The organism is Brevibacillus sp. FIR094, from assembly GCF_050477165.1.
Lineage (GTDB): Bacteria > Bacillota > Bacilli > Brevibacillales > Brevibacillaceae > Brevibacillus.
Window position 1 is genome coordinate 219,557 of sequence record NZ_JBEAES010000008.1, and the last position, 15,204, is coordinate 234,760.

The 15,204-nt window shown below is 49.9% G+C and carries 12 protein-coding genes and 2 pseudogenes; 4 read left to right on the forward strand and 10 right to left on the reverse strand.

Annotation, left to right across the window (positions count from 1 at the left end):
* Nucleotides 1–13: 13 nt before the first annotated feature.
* Nucleotides 14–1,039, reverse strand: a complete 1,026-nt coding sequence (locus ACQ5DJ_RS09290; protein ID WP_429842190.1) for a 4-hydroxyproline epimerase — start codon at nucleotides 1,037–1,039, stop codon at nucleotides 14–16.
* The gene (locus tag ACQ5DJ_RS09295; protein WP_429842191.1) at nucleotides 1,036–2,229 is read right to left on the reverse strand and encodes an NAD(P)/FAD-dependent oxidoreductase; all 1,194 of its coding nucleotides are present in this window, start codon (nucleotides 2,227–2,229) and stop codon (nucleotides 1,036–1,038) included. The genes ACQ5DJ_RS09290 and ACQ5DJ_RS09295 overlap by 4 nt, the downstream gene beginning before the upstream one ends.
* Nucleotides 2,230–2,363: 134 nt before the next feature.
* On the opposite strand from ACQ5DJ_RS09295, the gene ACQ5DJ_RS09300 reads away from it, so the two are divergent.
* The gene (locus ACQ5DJ_RS09300; protein ID WP_429842192.1) at nucleotides 2,364–4,124 is read left to right on the forward strand and encodes a sigma-54 interaction domain-containing protein; all 1,761 of its coding nucleotides are present in this window, start codon (nucleotides 2,364–2,366) and stop codon (nucleotides 4,122–4,124) included.
* 585 nt (nucleotides 4,125–4,709) lie between these two features.
* Here the strand turns inward: ACQ5DJ_RS09300 and ACQ5DJ_RS09305 are convergent.
* From ACQ5DJ_RS09305 to ACQ5DJ_RS09335, 7 genes and pseudogenes are all read right to left on the reverse strand, one after another.
* Nucleotides 4,710–5,426 (reverse strand): ABC transporter ATP-binding protein, encoded by a 717-nt coding sequence (locus ACQ5DJ_RS09305; RefSeq protein WP_429842193.1) that lies wholly within the window; start codon nucleotides 5,424–5,426, stop codon nucleotides 4,710–4,712.
* A pseudogene (locus ACQ5DJ_RS09310) lies at nucleotides 5,423–6,198 on the reverse strand (ABC transporter ATP-binding protein). Before ACQ5DJ_RS09310 ends, ACQ5DJ_RS09305 begins: the two are co-directional and overlap by 4 nt.
* Nucleotides 6,161–7,168: a branched-chain amino acid ABC transporter permease gene (locus tag ACQ5DJ_RS09315; RefSeq protein WP_429842194.1), complete on the reverse strand. Its 1,008-nt coding sequence runs from the start codon at nucleotides 7,166–7,168 to the stop codon at nucleotides 6,161–6,163. The pseudogene ACQ5DJ_RS09310 and the gene ACQ5DJ_RS09315 overlap by 38 nt, the downstream one beginning before the upstream one ends.
* Nucleotides 7,169–7,171: 3 nt before the next feature.
* Nucleotides 7,172–8,074: a branched-chain amino acid ABC transporter permease gene (locus tag ACQ5DJ_RS09320; RefSeq protein ID WP_429842195.1), complete on the reverse strand. Its 903-nt coding sequence runs from the start codon at nucleotides 8,072–8,074 to the stop codon at nucleotides 7,172–7,174.
* Nucleotides 8,075–8,117: 43 nt separating this feature from the next.
* Nucleotides 8,118–9,263 (reverse strand): branched-chain amino acid ABC transporter substrate-binding protein, encoded by a 1,146-nt coding sequence (locus tag ACQ5DJ_RS09325; protein WP_429842196.1) that lies wholly within the window; start codon nucleotides 9,261–9,263, stop codon nucleotides 8,118–8,120.
* A 21-nt stretch (nucleotides 9,264–9,284) separates the two neighbouring features.
* The gene (locus ACQ5DJ_RS09330; protein ID WP_429842197.1) at nucleotides 9,285–10,952 is read right to left on the reverse strand and encodes a peptide ABC transporter substrate-binding protein; all 1,668 of its coding nucleotides are present in this window, start codon (nucleotides 10,950–10,952) and stop codon (nucleotides 9,285–9,287) included.
* Nucleotides 10,953–11,173: 221 nt separating this feature from the next.
* Nucleotides 11,174–12,241 (reverse strand): M24 family metallopeptidase, encoded by a 1,068-nt coding sequence (locus tag ACQ5DJ_RS09335; RefSeq protein WP_429842211.1) that lies wholly within the window; start codon nucleotides 12,239–12,241, stop codon nucleotides 11,174–11,176.
* Between the two features lie 149 nt (nucleotides 12,242–12,390).
* Here ACQ5DJ_RS09335 and ACQ5DJ_RS09340 point away from each other — a divergent pair, with 149 nt between their 5' ends.
* Genes ACQ5DJ_RS09340 through ACQ5DJ_RS09350 form a run of 3 tightly spaced genes read left to right on the forward strand, consistent with a single transcriptional unit; the run spans nucleotide 12,391 to nucleotide 14,197 of the window.
* Entirely contained in the window at nucleotides 12,391–12,663 is a 273-nt protein-coding gene (locus ACQ5DJ_RS09340; protein ID WP_429842198.1) for a (2Fe-2S)-binding protein, read from the forward strand.
* The gene (locus ACQ5DJ_RS09345) at nucleotides 12,660–12,995 is read left to right on the forward strand and encodes a (2Fe-2S)-binding protein (protein ID WP_429842199.1); all 336 of its coding nucleotides are present in this window, start codon (nucleotides 12,660–12,662) and stop codon (nucleotides 12,993–12,995) included. The genes ACQ5DJ_RS09340 and ACQ5DJ_RS09345 overlap by 4 nt, the downstream gene beginning before the upstream one ends.
* Nucleotides 12,992–14,197: an NAD(P)/FAD-dependent oxidoreductase gene (locus ACQ5DJ_RS09350; protein ID WP_429842200.1), complete on the forward strand. Its 1,206-nt coding sequence runs from the start codon at nucleotides 12,992–12,994 to the stop codon at nucleotides 14,195–14,197. Before ACQ5DJ_RS09345 ends, ACQ5DJ_RS09350 begins: the two co-directional genes overlap by 4 nt.
* A gap of 30 nt (nucleotides 14,198–14,227) precedes the next feature.
* Here the strand turns inward: ACQ5DJ_RS09350 and ACQ5DJ_RS09355 are convergent.
* Nucleotides 14,228–15,053 (reverse strand): annotated as a pseudogene (locus ACQ5DJ_RS09355) (DUF2161 domain-containing phosphodiesterase).
* Nucleotides 15,054–15,204: the final 151 nt, after the last annotated feature.

A 15,204-nucleotide genomic window follows, 5' to 3' on the forward strand; every position in this document is an offset into this window, starting at 1 on the left:
TTTGGGATTTGTTTTAATGATCCGTTGCGGCTGGTATGAGCAAAAAGCCATTCGCCAGCTCGTCTTCCGGATTGTAAAAAATCGTGTGCTTGCCCATCAGCCAGGCCGATCCTGCAATTCGGGTGATGACAGCAGGTAGACCCCCTTCCTCCGTCACCTGTAGCACTCTTCCTGTAAACAGAGAACCGACGATGCTCTCATGCACAAACGGTTCGTCTATCCCGATCTCCCCTTTGGCAAATAAAGTCGCCAGCTTGGCGGAAGTGCCCGTTCCACATGGCGATCGGTCTATTCCGCCTGGCGGTACGACGACGGTATTTTTCACATTCGCTCCGGGATTGTCAGGGGCCGTATAGAATTCCACATGGGTCAGTCCGCGAATAAACGGCTTCTCTGGATGAATGATCTCCATGGCCTGATTAATCGCTTTTCGAATAGTGACAGCCGTATCGACAATGGTGGATGCGTAGGCTGGCGTCAGTTCGAGATTGAGTTTGCGTGCATCTGTGATGGCATAAAAGTTTCCACCGTAAGCAATATCGCAGGTCACCGCTCCAATCCCTTCTACTTCTACCGTCACATCTTGCTGATAGAGGAAGGCTGGAATGTTCACAAACGATACTTCCTTGGCTTTTCCTCCCTCTACCTGTATGTCTACCTCGACCAGTCCTGCTGGCGTATCGAGCGTAAGCTTTGTCACCGGCTCAGTCACGGGGATCATGCCCGTCTCCACAAGCGCGGTACATAGACCGATCGTATCGTGGCCGCACATCGGCAAGTATCCGCCTGTCTCGATATAGATCACTCCCACATCCGCATCCGGATGGCATGGGTCAACAATCAAGGCACCCGACATCACATCATGCCCGCGCGGTTCATACATCAAAAACGTGCGAATCCAGTCGTACTCGTCCTTCATCTGCAGCATTTTTTCTCCCATCGTGGCCCCAGTAAGCTTTGGCAGACCACTGATTACCGTGCGGGTAGGGTTTCCCCCGGTATGCGTGTCAATGGTGGTAAACATCCTCGTTGCTTTCATGGATGCAACACTCCTTTTTTCGTAAACCGTTCCAAGCGCAGCGACTCTGTCGGAATGATGGTGTCTGTCTGATCGACTAGCATCTCGGACACGAGCTTGCCTGTAACAGCAGCTAGACTGATTCCATCTCCTTCATGACCAGCCGCGATAAAGTAACCAGGAACTTCTTCTACGCGAGAAATAATCGGCAAGTGGTCCTCTGTCCACGGGCGCAAACCGCAATACGTGCGGATGATGGCGAAGTCGGCGATCTTCGGATAAAAGCGCAGTGCTCTTCTCGCCATGCACCTGACGACATTCAGATCAATCCGCGTATCGAAGCCGACAAACTGACGACTGGAGCCAATCAAGAAGTTCTGGCTTTCTGTCGGTTCAAATACGAGCGCGACTCCATACTTCTCCGTCTCCTCGTCTACTTGTCGCACTCCGCCAAACTTCGAGATGAGGTAGCCGAACTCCATCACCTTTCGCACGCCGACAGGCATCTGTCTCGAGGCGACGATCAAATGCCCTTTGCGCGGAACGATCGGAATATCCACCCCGACCATTTTGCCAATGACTGGCGCCCACACCCCTGCGGCGTTGACGACCTGCTTGGCTGTCATACTGCCTGTACCAAGCCCGATATGAAATGTTCCCGTCGCCTGATCACGTCTAAGCGACTTGACCTCTGTACGGCGCATGATCCTCGCTCCATGCTTTTTCGCTCCTTCAAACAGGGCAAAGGTCAGCATGTACGGATTGACGGTAGAATCGGTGGCGCACTCCAAGCCTCCCAGCAAGCCGTCGGCAAAGTAAGGCGACTCCTGTCGAATATCCGCTCGGTCCAGCATCCGAAACGGCAGTCCGGCTTCCTTTTGCCGTCTCACCCATTCATGAGCGGCTTCCATCTCAGCCTCTGATTCGCAGACGAGAATGCTCCCCGGTGCCCGATATTCAAACGTATAGTCCAGCTCCCGGCTCAGCTGATCAACGAGCATCTGGCTTTTCATGGACATCTGACTGTCAAAGCCGGGGTCCTTGTCGATCGCCAAAATATTCCCGTCACAGCGCGAGGACGTCCCTGATGCCAGCTCGCCTTTTTCTAGGACAACGACATCCAATCCAGCCTTCGCAGCGTAATACGCAATCGCCGCACCGATTATGCCACCGCCGATTACCGCAATCTGCGCATGGGTTTGTACTGTCATGCTGATTCTCCTCAAATGCGTATTCTGCTACTCTCTTACTCTTTTTTGCAAAAGCCATGCCAATCGTTCCAAGCGCGATTCCCAAAATATTTCGTCTAAATTCTTTGACAACAGAAACATCGAATGTATAATAAATGAGAAAATGTTCAAAATTTTATACACTTGAACTACCTCTTTTAAAAGGGATGATCGAGTTGAATCACAAACTTCCTGCCTTAACCGAGTTGATACAGACAAACATGCGGATTTTCAACGACCAAGAGCTTCTCCCTCCTCAGTTGGACGAAACCATTCCTGTATTTGCCCAGCGTCAAACCAGCTGGCATGTGGCCAATTCCCCCCATTTAACTGCGAACTTGGCGATCGATTGCACACAAGCCCCTTGGGAACCAGCTGCTGTGACGACACTGGATTCAACATTGGCCGACGCCATCCACCTGCTAGCTACTCACAACTATCTCCTGATCGAAAAACAGCCCGGAGTTCCTGTCGGCTACCTTCATCGAGGTGCAGTCATACAAGCCATTTTTTCCTCGTACGAGATCTTGGAAGCGTATTTCGAGACGATGATCAAGACCATGGACGCTTCCATCTCCGTCATCGATGAAAAAGCACGCGTGATGGTTTGGACAGAAGGGGCTGAACGAATCTTTTCTTTGAAAGCAAAAGAAACGATTGGTCGCCCGATCACCGAATTTTTCCCGCTCGAAATGCTCGAAACACTCAAGTCTCTACAAAGCGGACAGTCTCTCTACCGTCATCAGCATCAGCCGCGGGAGGATCTCGTCGTGCTCATCAATACCAATCCGATCTATTTACATGACAAAATCATCGGAGCTGTCGCGGCGGAAACCGATATCACGAGCCAAGTCCGACTAAATCAGGAGCTGTTGAACGCTAATAAAAAAGTGAACCACTTGCAGCAGGAAATGGCAAAGCTCAGTCCGACCCCTGATCCATTTGCACAGATCAAAGGAACGAGTCTTCCCATTCGCCATATCAAGTCCATGATCCAAAAGCTCAGCGCTACACAAGCAACCGTCTTGATCACAGGGGAAAGCGGCGTCGGCAAGGAGCTTTTCGCCAAAGCCGTGCATGATGTGCGGGAAGGCTCCAATGCGCCCTTTATCGCCATCAACTGCGGTGCGATTTCGCCTACTTTGTTTGAAAGCGAGCTGTTCGGGTACGAGAAAGGTGCCTTTTCTGGTGCGGATCAAAAAGGGAAAAAAGGAATGATTGAGCTGGCACGTGGAGGAACTCTGTTTCTCGACGAGGTAGGAGAAATGCCGCTCGATATGCAAGTGAAGCTGCTTCGCGTGCTTCAAGAGAAAAAATATTATTCTGTCGGAGGGACCAAGCAGATTGAGGCGGACTTCCGCGTGGTTGCCGCCACGAATAAAAATTTGGAGGAGTTAGTGAAGGAAGGAAGGTTTCGCCAAGACCTGTTCTATCGGCTCAATGTCGTGACGCTGAAAATTCCTCCGCTTCGAGAACGCATTGAAGATACGATTGAACTCGCCCACTTTTTTCTCTATGAATTCTCTTTACGTTACAACCGTCCCATTCATGCCATCTCGCAAAATGTGATGCAAAACCTGCTCCAATACGACTGGCCAGGCAACATTCGCGAGCTGCGAAATGCCATTGAACGATTGGTAGTATTTGCGACAGACGGTATTATCAAGGAAGAAGATTTGCCGTATTCCTTGCAAGGTCAGACGAAACAGGTACCGATTGAGCTCCCTCCCGATCTCTTTTCTCTACAAGAAGAAATCGAAGCGCATGAGCGCCGCGTCATATTGCGAGCCATCGAGCTGGAAAACGGCAACAAGCAGGCCGCTGCGAAAAGACTTGGCATATCCCGGGCCACCCTCTATAACAAATTGGGGAAGTAAAAAAGAAAAGACGTTGTCCGTCAACGGTTGTGCATGGGGAAGCCCTGCCACATGTTTTCCAGTCGCCTGTATCCTCTCTTCGTTCGGGCGGTCTCCTTACAAACATGTGACAGGGCTTTTCGAGTTGTTAGGGATTCGTCGTGTTTTTCAAATCGTTTTTGGATCAGGTCAAAGTGTCTTTCGTGTACTAGCTGATCATCTTGTGTTATCGAATTACGATCGTGAAGCATTTGTGGTTCGTTTTAAGACTCAATGATTGCCAGTTGTTTTACAAAAGAGCCGCGTAGGAATGAATGGCGGGGAATTTCAGCTTCACTTATGGAATCCTTCCTCGAAACTTCTACGTTTGAAGCGCTCCCGCCATTCATTCCGGAGCGGACAGTCAATCTCCCTTGCGGGGCGTAGGCCGAAGCGTAGACTGGAAATCCGCTTCTTCCCTCCACTATAGCCTCTTTTTACGCCCAAATACCACACGCCACCTCGAACAAAAATCAGGAAAACGTCGCCCCTCTTTAGGCGGCAACACCTCAGACAAAATACGGATCAATTCCATGGTTGATTCCTCCTTTGTCATCGGGCACTTACTTACGCGCCCAAATACGCCTTGACGATTGAATCGTCGGCCCGAAGCACGTCTGCCTTATTTTCCATGACGATGCGCCCTGTCTCCATTACATAGCCGCGATGAGCAAGCTTCAACGCTGCCTTGGCATTTTGTTCGATCAAAAGGATCGTCGTGCCGTGCCTGTTTATTTCTCTGATTATATTCATGATCTCAACCACAATAATCGGGGCGAGTCCCATCGACGGCTCATCTAACATCAAGAGCTTTGGACGTGCCATGAGACCGCGGCAGATTGCGAGCATTTGCTGCTCGCCTCCGCTCAACGTTCCTCCCATTTGTTCACTCCGCTCCTTCAATCGAGGGAACAGCGCAAAAGCCTGCTCAATCCCCTCTGCGATGGCCGCCTTCTCTTTTCTCTGTGTAAAACCGCCTAGCTCCAAATTTTCACGCACAGTCAAGCCAGCAAAAATCCGCCTGCCTTCTGGTACATGGATGATGCCTGCCTCGACAATTTGGTGAGGAGCCCAGCCTACGAGACTCTGTCCATGAAGCAAGACATTTCCACTGCTTGATCGAACGATTCCAGAAATCGTTTTGAGTGTCGTGCTCTTGCCTGCACCATTGCTGCCTAGCAGTGCGACAATCTCTCCTTCATGCACCTGTAGGTCGATGCCTTTAAGCGCTTCAATTTTTCCGTAAAACGAATGAATACCGTTGATAGTCAAAAGTGGTGTCATATCGCCTCCTCCTCCTTTCCCAAGTAGGCTTCTACGACACGCGGATTACTGAGTACATCCTCGGGAGTTCCCTCTGCGATCTTCTGTCCGTAGTCGAGAACGATTACTTTTTCCGAGATTTTTTTGATCAAACCCATATCGTGCTCGATGATCAGCACTGTCAACTCGTAATGGGTGCGGATACGCTTGATCAAAGCAATCAGTTCTTCCTTCTCCTCATAATTCAGCCCCGCAGCAGGCTCATCGAGGAGCAACACTCGCGGCTTGGTAGCTAAGGCCCGCGCGATTTCCAAATACCGCTGAGCGCCATACGGCAAATTTTTGGCAATGCGCCAGCAACTGTCTTCCATCCCCACGAAGCGAAGGCAGTCCCTTGCCGTATCCTCAATCAACTGTTCCTCTCGACGCTGTTCCCTTGTCTGCCAGAGTGCTCCCCAAACGGTTTGCTCGTGCGGCTGTGCATGCCTGATTTGACATTATCCAAGACCGTCAAATTCGGAAACAGCCGCAGGTTTTGAAACGTTCGCGCCATGCCGAGTCGTGTGATTTGGCTTGGCTTTTTTCCTACGAGCTGGTTGCCTGCAAGGATGATCTGTCCCGCAGTCGGACGGTAAAATCCGGTGATCATGTTGAAGACGGATGTTTTCCCCGCTCCATTCGGGCCAATGATACTGCTGATTGAGCCTGGGCTGATATCAAAAGACAAATCATTTACCGCAGTCAGACCACCGAATTTAAGCGTTACATTTTTCACTGTCAAGCTTGACGTCATTACCGCTGCCCCCTTCTGTAGCCACCTCGGTCTCGCCACGTCTAGCGCCTCGTTTCATCTCATAGCGGGCAGGCCACAGTCCTTGGGGGCGAAACAGCATCATCGCAACCAGCGCGGCACCGAAGATCAAATACCGCCAATCTTCCACTGAACGCAGCAACTCCGGCAAGACAATGACCAGCACGGCACCCAAGACGACGCCAGGAATGCTGCCCAAGCCTCCCAATACCACTGCCAGAAGTATCATGATGGACTGGGTAAAGCTAAAGCTGAGCGGCGCAATCGCACTCATTTTGACAGCAAAAACAGAACCAGCCAGACTCCCGATGACAGCTCCGATCGAATACGCCAACAGCTTCATATTGATCCGGTTAATCCCCATCGCCTCGGCAGCATCCTCGTCCTCACGGATATACATCCACGCCCTGCCGATGCGAGATGTACCCAACTGTTTTACAGACACGACCGCCAAAACAGCAATGATCAAGATCAAATAGTAAAAGTCGATCTGGCCGCCAAGAACATAGCCCCCAATAGAAGGACGCGGGATTCCGTAAATGCCTGAAGCTGATCCGGTAATAGAGAGATTAATCGCTAAAATACGAATGATTTCCCCAAAGCCGAGGGTGACGATTGCCAAGTAGTCACTGCGCAGCCGAAGTGTCGGCGCACCGATGATCACACCCACAATAGCCGCAAATACCATGGCCACAGGCAAGGTCAGCCAAAACGACCATTGATAGACCGTCATCAGAATGCCTGTCGTATAAGCGCCGACGGCAAAAAAGGCGGCGTAACCCAAGTCGAGTAATCCTGCAAAGCCGACTACCACATTTAGCCCTTGGGCCAAGACAACGTAGAACAAGGCAAGTGTCGCAACATCCAGCCAGTAGTTATTGGACAGAAACGGCAGTACACACGCGACGGTGAGCAACAGGACAACAGCGATTTTTTTACGAGATGGATTCATCCGCTACATCCTCTCTGTCACTTTCTCACCCATGATGCCCGTTGGCTTCAATACGAGAATCAAGATCAATAAGGAAAACGCCACGACGTCCTTCCATGAACCGCCGAAAATAAATGTTCCGGCTGTCTCCATCATCCCGAGCAGTAACCCGCCCAGCATCGCGCCCGGAATGCTGCCAATCCCCCCCAAAACCGCCGCCGTAAACGCCTTGAGTCCAATGATAAAGCCCATCATGAAATTAACGGTTCCGTAATAAGCACCTGCCATCGTGCCTGCACCTGCTGCCAGCGAAGCACCAATGAAAAAGGTCAAGCCAATGACTTTATGCACATGAATGCCCATTAAATGACAAGCCGTCTGATCAAGCGCAATCGCCCGCATAGCCTTGCCGTAAAGGGAGCGATTGATGAAGAGATGCAAGCCAAGCATTAAAAACGCAGAGATGATGACAAGAGCGATTTGGACATACGTGATTTTGGCCCCTAAGAGGTTAATACCGTCGTGAGAAAGCTGCAAGGGATACACTTGATACTGCGCGCCCCAAACAATCATCGAGCCGTTTTCCAAAAAGAGAGAGACACCAATGGCGGTAATCAGGATAGAAAGTCGTGGAGCCAATAGGAGCGGACGATAAGCCACCCTCTCGATCCCCATCCCGATGGCGCCAACAATCACCATCGTCAACAATAAAACGATCAATATTCCCATCAAGCCTGCTCTGGAAGAGTCTCCGCCGAGCACACTGAGCAAGGTATATCCGACAAATGCACCGAGCATGTACAAATCGCCATGCGCGAAGTTGAGCAGCTTGATAATGCCAAAAACCATCGTGTAGCCCAAAGCGATCAAACTGTAAAAAGCACCGATGACCAGTCCGTCCGCCAGTGTTTGGACGAGAATATCCATTCCTCCACCATCCTTACTTGAGGCAAGATTGCCACATGCCACCCTACTTCGCTAACGTGAACTTGCCACCCGTCACTTTCAAAACGGCGAAGTTGGAGGTATCCAGCGTATTTTCGGTGTTGAACGAGATTGTTTGACCGAGTGCCTTGAAATCCTTTGTTTCTTTGATTGCTTTTTTGATGGCGTCACGATCAGTCGAGTTCGCCCGACCTATCGCATCTGCCAGCAGATTGACCGCATTGTAGCTCAACGCTGAGAAAGGTCCCGGTGCCAAGTTGGTGTACGTCTGCTTGTACTCAGAAGTGAACGCTTCTGCTCCCTCGATGAATTCCGCTGTAGGTGTCGCGGTAATCAAAAGCCCTTCCGCATTGTCTGCGCCTGCAATCTTGATGATGTCCTCACTGAATGAGCCATCGCCTGCGAGGAATAGACCGGATACGCCTTTTTGCTTAAATTGCTTGACCATGAGTCCGCCAGCCGCATAATAGCCGGTAAAATACGTTGCGTCCGGCTGGAGGCCTTTTATTTTGGTTACCAACGCGCTGAAATCTTTTTCTTCGGGATTGATCGCTTCATACGCAATGACAGAACCTCCGGATTTTTCAACGGACGCTTTGGCAAAATCGGACAAGTCTTTGGCGTACGCAGAATTGTCATGGATGAGCACGACTTTTTTCGCCTGGTTCGCTACCATGTAATCTGCTGCGGTTTGTGCTTGATCTGGGGTTAGGCCATTGATCAAAAAGAGGGTATCATAGCCTTGAGCAGGTAATTTGGCTGAGTTTGCTGCGGGAACGATCATGGGAACGTTGGCATTTTTGAATACACCCGATGAGGGGAGTGTCGCACCAGAGCAGTAGCCACCGACGACAGCCACTACGTTTTGAGAGACCAGCTTATTGGCTGCTGTCGTTGCCATTTGTGGATCGCAGCCATCATCAGCTACTTCTATCTTCAATTTTTTTCCAAGAACACCACCGCTGTCATTTATTTTTTTGACAGCCATTTCGATGGCGTTTTGCATGTCTTTTCCATCCGTTGCATTATTACCAGTTACTGGCAAAATTACACCGACGAGTATCTCGCTAGCGTCTGCACCTCCAGTAGAAGATCCTTGATTGGCACATCCCGCTACAGCAAGCGTTAGAGTCAACATCGCCGCGACTATCACACTTACCCATTTTTTCATAGCCCATCCCCCATTCGACTATTATTCGATTGATGCCCATTTCCAGTCGATTGCGCCCAGACCATCCTGGAAGATTCCTTTTACCTTGTCATTCTTCACCCATGTATGCGTATAGAAGTAGATCGGCATAATCGGCATTTCATCCATCATGATTTGCTCGGCTTCACGCAGAATCGCCTTGCGCTTTTCCGGATCACCCTCGGTGGCGGACTGATTCAGCAGCTCTTTGAATCTCGGATTCTCCCAACGCGTATCATTGTTTCCTCCGTCCTTTTCCTTGAACAGCTCCAGAAAGTTGATCGGATCGTTGAAGTCACCCGACCAGCCAAGACGTCCGACCTGATAGTTGCCCTCGTGCATCGTCTCGAGGTACACCTTCCATTCTTGATTTTCTAGCTTCACTTCTGCTCCAAGGTTCTGGCGCCATTGGTCCTGAATCGCTTCTGCGATCTTTTTATGCCCTTCGGACGTGTTGTAGCTGAGCTTGATTGGTGGCAGCTTGGAGATACCTAGCTCTTTCATTCCTTCTTCTAACAGCTTTTTGGCCATTTCTTGATCACTGTCTTTGAAATAACCGCCTGTATTGAGTCCCATTGTCGGAGGAACTGCTGCCATCGCTGGCTGCTGATTCGCTTGGAGTACGTTGTCGATCAAGATTTGACGGTTAATGCCGTAGGCAAAAGCTTTACGAATCTTCACGTTATTGAACGGAGGTTTCTCTGTATTGAACTTGTACCAGTAGGTAGCACCGACAGGCTTCACTTGCAGCTTTCCGCTGTCTTTAAGCGCTGGCATCGCATCTGTTGGTAGCGAGCTTAACGGGCTGCCTGCCCAGTCAATCTCGCCATTTTCGAACATGGACAGCTCTGTGTTTTCATCCTCCACCATCGAGAACTCGATCTTGTCCAGCTTGACACTATCTTTGTCCCAGTAGTTATCGTTTTTCTCGAGTACCATTTTGCTTTTGTGTTCCCAAGACTCCATTTTGAATGGACCATTTCCTACGTGTGTTTTGGCTTCTCCAGACCATTTTTCATCTGCCTCGACTACTTTTTTATTTACCGGGAAATAAGTTTGGAAGGCGGTTAGCTCCAGAAAAAACGGGGTTGGATTCGTCAACTCTACTTGGAGGGTCTTGTCATCCAATGCTTTTACGCCGACATCTTTCAAGCTGCCAGTCCCTTTGTTGGCCTTCTCCGCATTCTTGATGTAATAGAGCTGGTAGGCATAATTGGACGCTGTCTTCGGATCGAGAGCCCTCTTCCACGCGTATTCGAAATCGTGGGCTGTTACCGTTTCTCCGTTGCTCCACTTGGAGTCTCTCAGCTTGAAGGTGTATGTTTTCATATCACTCGATACGTCAATCTTCTCGGCAACTGCTTCCTCCGGCTTGCCCGAAGGCCCGATGCGTGTCAGTCCATCAAAAACTGCTTTGACAATGGCAGCAGAAGTCGTGTCTTCCGCAAGTCCAGGATCACCTGTAGGCGGTTCGGAGTGAAGATTCCAGCGTAGAACTTGTGCTTTGACTGGTTCTTTAGCCGTGGTGGCAGGTGCTGGCTGCGTGCTTGACTGTCCACTCTGTGATGCTTGCTCGACTGGCTTCGCTGCTGACTGTCCTCCTCCACATCCTGCTAACGCTAATCCCATGACTGCTAGGCTACTCATTACTGCGAACATACTTTTTTTCATTTAATCAACCCCCATTGTTCAGTCGTTATGCGTTGGTTTTCAGAATTATCAGAATGCAAGAGGTATGCCAAAAATGAAGGCGGCAGTGTCTTCGTTCTAGCGTTGGTTGTTGTAAATTTTTTTGTACACTATATACCTTTTTGTGTTTCAAATCTTAGACACCGCTGTTAGACAAAAAAAGCCTCGGCCCACTTACTCGGCTAAGGCTTTGGTCTCTCGATTTATAAAATGATCAATTCGCGCGGTGAATGTGTAAGCACTTCATTGCCACTCTCTGTGACAACCAAATCGTCTTCGATACGTACCCCACCAAGCTCTGGGATGTAAATCCCCGGCTCCACTGTCAAAATCATGCCTTCTTGGAGAACAGCGGTACAACGTGTGGACATAAATGGCTCCTCATGAATATCGAGACCCACTCCATGCCCCATCCCATGCCCAAATCGTTCGCCATAGCCGTGCTCCGTGATGTAGTCCCGTGCGAAGGCGTCTGCCTCTTTCCCGGTAATACCAGGACGGATGCCTGCAACAGTCTGATTGCGTGCTTCCAGAACGATTTCGTAGATGGCTTTGAGCTGTTCATCAGGAGTGCCAACAGCAACCGTACGGGTAATATCAGAGCGATACCCTTGGTACAATGCGCCAAAGTCCAACGTGACCATATCTCCGGCTTCAATCATTTTTTCACTCGCTACGCCATGAGGAAGTGCCGAACGATAACCAGAAGCAACAATGATGTCAAAAGCAGAACCCGACGCCCCTTCTTTTCGCATGAACATTTCCAATTCGTTAGACACCGCAAGCTCTGTGATCCCGGGGCGCAGGAAGGAAGTAATATGAGAGAATGCCGCATCGGCGATTTGGGCAGCCGTTCGAATGATCGCCAGTTCTTCCTTTGTCTTAATCATCCGTAATCCCTCAATGACACCTGACGTCGGAATGAATGCTGTTTGAACGGCCTCGCTGTATTTGCGATGTAAGGCAAACGAGACATTCTCCTCCTCAAAGCCGAGATGGTTGATCCCCATCGCTTCCGCCTGGCGCGCTATTTCACTATATACGGATTCTTTTGTCGGCAAATAAACGATCTCAAAGTCTGTTGCTTGTGCTTGCGCTTGGGCTGTGTAACGGAAATCTGTGAAGAGCTTGGCCTGGTCCCTTGAAATGAGGACAACTCCATATGTACCTGTAAAGTTTGTGAGGTATCGGCGGTTTTGTCCATTCGTGATCAAAATCCCGTCAATCCCAAGTGAATCGAATTGCTTACGCAGTCTTGTTACTTTTTCCATTTCTGTCATCCCTCTTTTGTTTGTCGTGAATTGGGCTCGTTCTTTGAGAATATTCAGCAAGTATTGTGCCAGCCAGGACGATCTCACTCGCTACTCCATGGCACGACACTTGCATTTTTCATTAAGCAAGAATGAAAGGAGGCATCATCATGGAATCGCATCCATTGATTATCTGCCGTTGTGAAGAAGTAACTCTCACTGAATTGGTAGAGACCGCCCAAACCTATCAATGTACCGCACGCGAGCTGAAATTACGGACCAGAGCCGGCATGGGCTGCTGCGGTGGGAGAACCTGCCGTACATTGATCGATCAGGTCATTCAGCAAGTAACTGGCCAAGCGCCTTCTCATACTGTACCTCTTGGATACCAGCCGCCTATCCGTCCGGTCTCATTTCAAACGCTTGGGGGGCAACGGGCATGAGTCAACGAATTGATCACCATCCGGTCCTCGGTTCACTCGGTGACAGAAAGCAGCTTTCCTTTTATTATAACGGCTCTGTCTATACGGCTTACGAAGGCGAGACGATTGCGGGAGCTCTATTGGCCGTAGGGGTTCGTACGCTTCGGGTACATGAGGAAAAGGGAACACCGCGAGGAATTTACTGCAATATCGGTCACTGCTATGAATGTCGTGTCCATGTAGATGGTGTTCCTACCGTACGTGCTTGTATGACGCTTGTGCAGGAAGGCATGCAAGTAAATGCGGGTTCTCTCCTTCCTACTCCCTTGAAAAAAGGAGGGCATGGTACATGATCGACCTTCTCATCATCGGGGCTGGTCCTGCAGGCTTAACTGCAGCAATTGCAAGTGCCAGGCAGGGATTGGCTGTTCGTGTAGTCGATGAGTTTTATCGCCCTGGGGGCCGCTTGCTTGGGCAGCTTCACGAAGAACCGGACGGTGTGTGGTGGAATGGACTGGATGAGGCAGCCCGGCTCACGGAGGAAGCGAAACATCTCGGTGTAGAGATCTGCTGCGGCGTCTCCGTTTTCCATTTGATGCAATCCCAGAATGGCTGGGTCGTCTCTACGACACAGGGGGAAATGACAGTCCCATTGCTCCTGATTGCAACGGGGGCTTCTGAAGCAGCCGTACCCGTGCCAGGGTGGACGTTACCTGGCGTGATGTCCATCGGAGCTGCTCAAGTCATGACAAATGTGCAGCGCGTGCGAGTAGGACAACGCGGGGTAGTCATTGGAATCAATATCTTATCTGTGGCGATATCCCGAGAATTGCAGTTGGCTGGAATTGCGGTGGATCGAATGCTTCTCCCACCTAGTGCGACAGTCTGTGGCACTGCGGGGCACCCACAAGCAGTGATGCAATCCTTATTGCGCGTCGCCCATCTAGCCCCTTCCCTGATGATTCGGCTGGGAAGCAAACTGATGGGAAGTTCATGGATGCAAAAGCTGGCAGTGTCCCTTTACCCCACAAACGGGTTTTCTATGTGGGACATCCCGATTCAACTGCGAACAGCAGCATTAGAAATCGTCGGAACCTCACAAGTCGAGGGTGTCCGTATCGCCCGAGTTGCTGCCGATGGTTCACCCCTAGCTGGAACCGAACAAGTCATTCCAGCTGATTTCGTCTGTATCGCAGGTGGATTAAGTCCACTCGCCGAGTTGGCGGCGATTGCTGGGTGCCCTTTTGCCTATGTTCCCTCCTTGGGCGGTCATGTCCCCTTACACAATGAAAACATGCGAACGCCAGTCCCTGGACTCTATGTTGCCGGTAATATCACGGGAATTGAAAGTGCTAAAGTGGCAATGGCTCAAGGCACGGTTGCTGGACTTTCTATCGCAAAAGCTCGGGGGAAGCTGACGAATGAACAGCTGTTAACGGATGCCATTCAACAGGTGAAAATCGTCCGCCAAAACGCAACGATCCAGTTCCATCCAGACATTGTGGCTGGGCGTGCACTGGTGGGGCAAATGACAGCAGAATGGATCGTGAACTAATTCATTCCTTCAATAGAAAAAGGCAGCCTGTCATTCTTTCACGGCAGGCTGCCTTTGTTTTTTCTTTCTGGTTTGTGCTTTAGTAGTTGATGAAGACGGCACATCTGAGTCTACAGTAAGCGTATCGTGTATTTCCTCTGCCTGTTCACGATAGTGAGCAATGAGCTCAGGATATTCCGCGATTTCTCTCTCTCCTATCGACGTGATCGCATACAGCCCTCGTTGCACACGAGCGAACCACTCATAATGATTTTGGATAAGAATCGACGAGGTCTTCTCCCCCGCCCCTTTACTCTTGAGTAATTTAGGTGATAACGGCCCATACTGCTGAAGCAACGTCGCGATTTGAATGCAGCTCTGCTTGTAGGCCGTCATGAGCTTGGTTTGATAGCTGCCGCCAACATTGTAATCGCCGTATCTTCCCCGCATCTCTTCAATGATGCGATTTCGCTTTTTTTGATTGAATTGCTTGCTTTTTACCCGATCAAACGGTCCCGGTGAAATATTCACTTCCATGACTGCGGGGCCTCTTTTTGGAAAGGACACGAGAATGAGACCGAGCTCGAGACGTCTAACCAAGTAGCATATATCTTGCCATTTTTCGAAACAATTTGTATTTGGGCTTCGGGATTGCCATATAAACAAAATCGGTATAGCGTTGTCGCTTGGTTGCCTGTATGAGCAATTCCACACTTAGGTTGCGCTTAAACTCAACAATGATCAGTTCCTCGCCTTTGATGGCCGTTAAATCGCAATGCTTGACCTCACCAAAAACGTCATATCCTTGTGCGACAAAATAATTCCGAATCGGTTCGTACATGTCAGCTTCATATTTCTTCTCTGCTTTTGGTTCCATGTGCTCCCCTTCTCTTATAGGAAAAAGAGCCAATCCAGTGGATTGACTCCTCTCTTCGTTATTCCTTCAAAACTGAATACGCATGATTGCTAAGAATTTGTGGATAAGTCCTCGACCGATTAGTATTCGTCAGCTCCACGCGTTACCGCGC